The organism is Frankia sp. Mgl5 (assembly GCF_023242985.1).
In the GTDB taxonomy this organism is placed as follows: Bacteria; Actinomycetota; Actinomycetes; order Frankiales; family Frankiaceae; genus Parafrankia; species Parafrankia soli.
Genome location: NZ_JALKFY010000660.1, coordinates 8,765 through 13,174 on the forward strand (window position 1 = coordinate 8,765; position 4,410 = coordinate 13,174).

At 69.6% G+C, this 4,410-nt stretch carries 3 protein-coding genes; 2 read left to right on the forward strand and 1 reads right to left on the reverse strand.

All coding sequences use genetic code 11. The annotated features are described in order from the left end of the window. The first annotated feature begins 365 nt into the window (after positions 1-365). Positions 366-1,967: an MFS transporter gene (locus MXD62_RS21820; protein WP_308301301.1), complete on the forward strand. Its 1,602-nt coding sequence runs from the start codon at positions 366-368 to the stop codon at positions 1,965-1,967. A 7-nt stretch (positions 1,968-1,974) separates the two neighbouring features. Next, on the forward strand, positions 1,975-2,643 hold the full coding sequence (locus MXD62_RS21825; protein WP_020463162.1) for a TetR/AcrR family transcriptional regulator: 669 nt from the start codon (positions 1,975-1,977) through the stop codon (positions 2,641-2,643). A 208-nt stretch (positions 2,644-2,851) separates the two neighbouring features. Here the strand turns inward: MXD62_RS21825 and hpnH are convergent, their stop codons facing one another. Next, positions 2,852-3,859, reverse strand: a complete 1,008-nt coding sequence (gene hpnH, locus MXD62_RS21830) for an adenosyl-hopene transferase HpnH (RefSeq protein WP_020463163.1) — start codon at positions 3,857-3,859, stop codon at positions 2,852-2,854. Between the last annotated feature and the right edge of the window lie 551 nt (positions 3,860-4,410).

Here is a 4,410-nt window from a genome sequence, read left to right on the forward strand (position 1 = left end):
CGCGGGGTGGGGGGGGGGGGGGGGGGGGGGGGCGGCGGGGGGGGGGGGGGGGGGGCCCCCCCCCCCCCCCCCCCCCACCGCTCCCCCAGCTCCGACGAGCGCGAACTCACACCCCTGCGGGGGCAGATCTCACTCGCCAGCGCGCCAAGTCCGTGCTTTACTAAAATTTAGTTGTAACAAACAATCAATATGGGCACCAGTGACCAGGGGAGCAGGCCACGTCGACCTCGATGACGCCGCCCCCCGGCTTGCCGCCGGGCGGCCAACCGCACGCCGTGACCCGCGCACCGGGGTCGGACCATGACTCAGCCGAGGAGCGGCGCCAGCGCCGGGCCAGCCCGGCAGGCCTGACCCACCGCGAGACCATGCGGGCCCTCTCCGGCCTGCTGCTGGCCCTGTTCGTATCGATGATCTCCTCCACCATCGTGACGAACGCGCTGCCCAGGATCGTCTCCGACCTGCACGGCAGCTCGACCAGCTACACCTGGATGATCACGGCGACGCTGCTGGCGATGACCGCCACCACGCCGATCTGGGGCAAGCTGGCGGACCTGTTCAACCGCAAGGCGCTGGTCCAGACGGCCCTCGGGATCTTCGTGGCCGGATCCGTCCTGGCCGGGCTGTCGACGTCCACGAGCATGCTCATCGCGTTCCGCGTGGTGCAGGGCGTCGGCGTCGGCGGGCTGTCGGCGCTGGTCCAGATCGCGATAGCCGCGATGATCGCGCCGCGTGAGCGCGGGCGCTACAACGGCTACCTGGGCGCGACCTTCGCCGTGTCGACCGTCAGCGGCCCGCTCATCGGCGGCGTGATCGTCGACATCCCGGGCCTGGGCTGGCGCGGCTGCTTCTACCTGAGCCTGCCGATCGCCATCGTCGCGTTCGTCATTCTCCAGCGGACGCTGCGGCTGCCCACCGTGCGCCGCGAGATCTCCATCGACTACGCGGGCGCGACTCTGATCGCCGCCGGCGTGAGCGCCCTGCTGATCTGGACGTCACTGGCGGGGTCGAGCTTCCCGTGGGCGTCCGCGCAGACAGCACTGCTGCTCGGCGGGGGGCTGACGCTGCTCGCCGTGGCCGTCTGGGTCGAGACGCGCGCCACCGAGCCGATCGTCCCGCTGCGGCTGTTCCGTAACCGGACGATCGTGCTGGCCGTGGCCGCGAGCGCCTGCCTCGGCACCGTCATGTACAGCGCGAACCTGTTGTTCAGCCAGTACTTCCAGCTCGGCCGCGGGGAGAGCCCGGTGCTGTCGGGGCTGCTCACGGTGCCGATGGTGGGCGGCCTGGCCGTCGCGTCGCTGCTGGTGGGAGGTGCCATCAGCCGCACCGGCTACTGGAAGCGCTACCTGATCGCCGGCACGATCCTGATCGGGACGGGCCTCGTCCTGCTGAGCACAATCAACGAGCACACGAACCTCGTCGCGGTGTCGGTGTTCGCGAGCCTGGTGGGAGCCGGACTGGGCATGACCCAGCAGAACCTGGTGCTCGCCGCGCAGAACTCCGCCGACGCCGCTGATCTCGGGGTGACCAGCTCCACGGTGGCGTTCTTCCGCAGCGTCGGCGGGACGAGCGGCGTCGCGGCACTCGGCGCGCTACTCGCCCATCGCGTCAGCGTGTCGTCCGTCTCCGGACTGCGCTCGCACGGCCTGCCGGCCGACACTCTTGGGGACGGCCGCTCCGTGCCCGATCCCACAGCGCTGCCCGGCCCGGTCGCCGACGTCGTGCACCACGCGTACGGGCTCGGAGTGTCCGACGTGTTCCTCGCCAGCGCGCCACTCGCGCTGCTCGCGCTGGTAGCGGTGCTGTTCGTGCCGGCCACACGGCTGCGTTCCAGCGCGGGGGTTGCGGGCGGCGAGCGTGTAACGCCCGAGCGCGCCCACCCCGGAGGGGCCGTGACGGACCTCGACGAGGATGTGGAACGGACCGCGTGGCGGGCAGCCGCCGGTGTCTCGGCCGAACCTGCACCATAATCAAGGGGTGACACGCAGCCGTCGGCCCGAACAGACGGCCGATACCCGACAGGCACTGCTGGCCGCGGCAAGGCGCCGGTTCGCCGAACAGGGCTATGCCGCGACCGGCACCGAAGAGATCGTCGCGGACGCGCGGGTCACCCGGGGAGCTCTTTACCATCACTTCCGCGACAAGGCTGACCTGTTCCGCACGGTCATGGAGCAGGTCGCGATGGAGGTCGCGGAGCAGCTGGTCGCGGGTGAGCTGGCCCGTGGCGCGGAGCTGCCCAGCGACGCCTGGACGCAGCTGCGCACGGGCTTCCAGTCGCTGCTGGACATCTCCACCACCGACAGCGACTTCCAGCGCATCGTGCTCATCGACGGCCCGGCTGTCCTCGGCAACGACGCCTGGGACCAGCTCGTCGAGCAGCACGGCTACCGCCTGCTCTCGGAATGGCTCGAGCGGGCGGTGGCCGAGGGCCGCATCGACCCGCTGCCGGTGGCACCGCTGACCAGGCTCGTCGCGGCGCTGCTGTCCGAGGCGAGCCTGTACACCGCGCGGGCGGCGGATCCCGACCGGGCCCGCACCGATGTCGGGATCGTGCTCGACCGTCTCCTGCGCGGCCTGGGCCGGCGCGGCGGCGACCTGGCCGACCAGCCCGCCGTCAGCGCCGGCGCTCCTCCCGCGTCCGACTGACCGACCGACCGACTGACTGCGACAGCACGACGGACCGCCGAGATCCGGCGGCCGCTACGAAGACACCCGGCCGCCTACCGCTGTCCCGCGGGCACGTCCCGCGGGACAGCACGACGGTGGGAACGAAACGGGTACGGAGAACGACAAACGCCGCCCCGACCCGTTTCCGGGTCGGGGCGGCGTTGTCGTCAACGCGCCGATCTGGGTGTCAGGCACCCATCCGCGCGGCCCGGATGGACTCCTTGAGCGAGCCCATCGTCGCCAGCACGGCGGACGTCTCGTAGCCGCAGTGCGCCATGCAGTTGGCGCAACGCGGGTCCTTGCCGCGGCCGTAGGCGTCCCAGTCCGTCGTCTCGACGAGCTCCTTGTAGGACGTCACGTACCCGTCCGACATCAGGTAGCAGGGCTTCTGCCAGCCGAACAGCGAGTAGCTCGGAATCCCCCACGCGGTGCAGGAGAGCTCCTTCTTGCCCTCGAGGAAGTCCAGGAAGACCGGCGAGTGGTTGAGGCGCCACTTCTTGCGCCGACCGTCGCCGAACACCTTCGAGAACATCTGCCGGGTCTCCTCGACCGCGAGGAAGTGCTCCTGGTCAGGAGCCTTCTCGTAGGCGTAGCCCGGCGAGAGCTGGATCTGGTCGACCTTGAGGTCGTCGTTCAGGAAGTTGATGATGTCGATGACATCCTGCGGACTGTCGTTGTTGAAGAAGGTCGAGTTGCTGCCGACCTGGAAGCCCGCGGCCTTGGCCGCCTTGAAGGCCTCGATGCACTCGTCGAACGTGCCAGGCTTCTCGACGATCGCGTCGTGACGCTCCTTCAGCCCGTCGATGTGCAGCACGAAGGTGAAGTACGGCGACGGAGTGAAGTTCTTCAGCTTCTTACGGAGCAGCAGCCCGTTGGTGCAGAGGATGACGAACTTCTTGCGCTTCACGAGGGCGTTGACGATCTCATGTATCTGAGGGTGCATCAACGGCTCGCCGCCCGCGATCGCGACGACGGGCGCGCCACACTCCTCGACTGCGGCGAGCGCGTCCTCGACGCTCATCCGCTGCTTGAGGACGGATGCGGGGTGCTGGATCTTGCCACAACCCGTGCAGGACAGGTTGCAGGCGAACAGTGGTTCGAGCTCCAGAACGAGCGGAAAGTGCTTCCGGCGGAGCAGCTTCTGCTTCGCCAGATACGTTCCAACGCGGAGTGAGTACCGCCAGGCGACAGCCACGGCTCACGCCCCCCTTTCGTCGGCCGCTCAGAGGCGACCCGAGGTCTTGGGAAGACCATACAGTGTGTACGTACAGGCTGCATGTGGATCAGCGAATGAGTTCTGGCACACACCGCGGGCAAACAGGGGGCAGTCCCGGCGAGTGTGTCCTCGAGAAGTCCGGCAGCCGACACGGCGAACATCGGCCATAGACCGGAGATCTCGAACGCGCTACTGGCGGTGACCAGGACCAGGGCATTTACCGGGCTCTGGTCACCCTGCGCGAATTGGCTCCGGCACCCGGTCCACTAATCCCGGAGGAGGCGGCGGGCCGTTCCCGGTGGGTCGCCGGATGAGTGGCTTCCGGCGCCGGCGGTCCACTCTCCGGGCTGACATTTACGCGACACGTACGCGGCCGGGCACATACCCGAACGGGCCATCCGCCCCGTGGCGATGTCAGGAATTGACCGCACGGCGCGCCCGATGTCAGGAACCGGCCGACAACGACGGCGGCCCGGGGGGGTCGGGCCCCGGGCCGCCGGCGCGGGGGCTGGCCCGGGGCGGCCGGCCCG

Excerpts from the sequence above, each read along its gene's own strand:
- MXD62_RS21820 (WP_308301301.1), top strand. The coding sequence starts at position 366 with ATGCGGGCCCTCTCCGGCCTGCTGCTGGCCCTGTTCGTATCGATGATC.